Origin of the sequence: Acinetobacter johnsonii, from assembly GCF_048551975.1 — a bacterium.
Taxonomy (GTDB): Bacteria; Pseudomonadota; Gammaproteobacteria; order Pseudomonadales; family Moraxellaceae; genus Acinetobacter; species Acinetobacter johnsonii_A.
The window spans coordinates 1-631 of the sequence record NZ_JBIMCF010000078.1; the positions used below are offsets into that span (position 1 = coordinate 1).

Sequence of the window (631 nt, forward strand, 5' to 3'; positions counted from 1 at the left end):
CTGTGGTGTAAGTCTTGTGTTTCTTGCTCATGGTAAACTCCTGATGAGTGTGTTTAGTTTACCAAGTTAAAACCTCCTGTTTTTTCAGCACACATCATACCAATAGTTGATGGTATTACGGTTCAAGTTAAGCAATAAGGCTGTTTTAGAAGCAGGAATATCAATGCAAAAGCACTGAATAATTTTTTTTAATCTTATAGTGACTTAATTTACTGTTTTCTATCATGATTCTAGACTAACATATCTATTCTGCTAGTCTAGAGCCTTTTTTTATTTATAAATATTAGAACTATTGCAAAAGTCAAAAAAACGATCATTTATTGGCAATATAATGAGTGTTGAATGTCACTTTTCTCTTGGTGAGAACGTCAGGATGAGGGATGATTCTTCATATAAATCCTCTCCCTAGCCCTCTCCTTTGAAAAGGAAAGGGAACTTTCATTGTGATTTCAATACAGTTCAAAAAACGACTTATGCAAGAACACTATTCTACTTGTCTATTTAACAACTCCATAAACACTTTGTCTTGTCCTTAAATAGATTGACAGTATTCCACTTCAAACCGAGTTAAGCAATTAGCTCGGTTTTAGTTTGCTCATACATCTGATTCGGGGTGTTCATATTTAAACTT

The 631-nt window shown here is 33.4% G+C and carries 1 pseudogene; it reads right to left on the reverse strand.

Features of this window, described 5'->3' with window-relative positions:
- Window positions 1–96: 96 nt before the first annotated feature.
- Window positions 97–226, reverse strand: a pseudogene (locus ACG9ZB_RS16690) (IS1595 family transposase); the annotation flags it as partial.
- Between the last annotated feature and the right edge of the window lie 405 nt (window positions 227–631).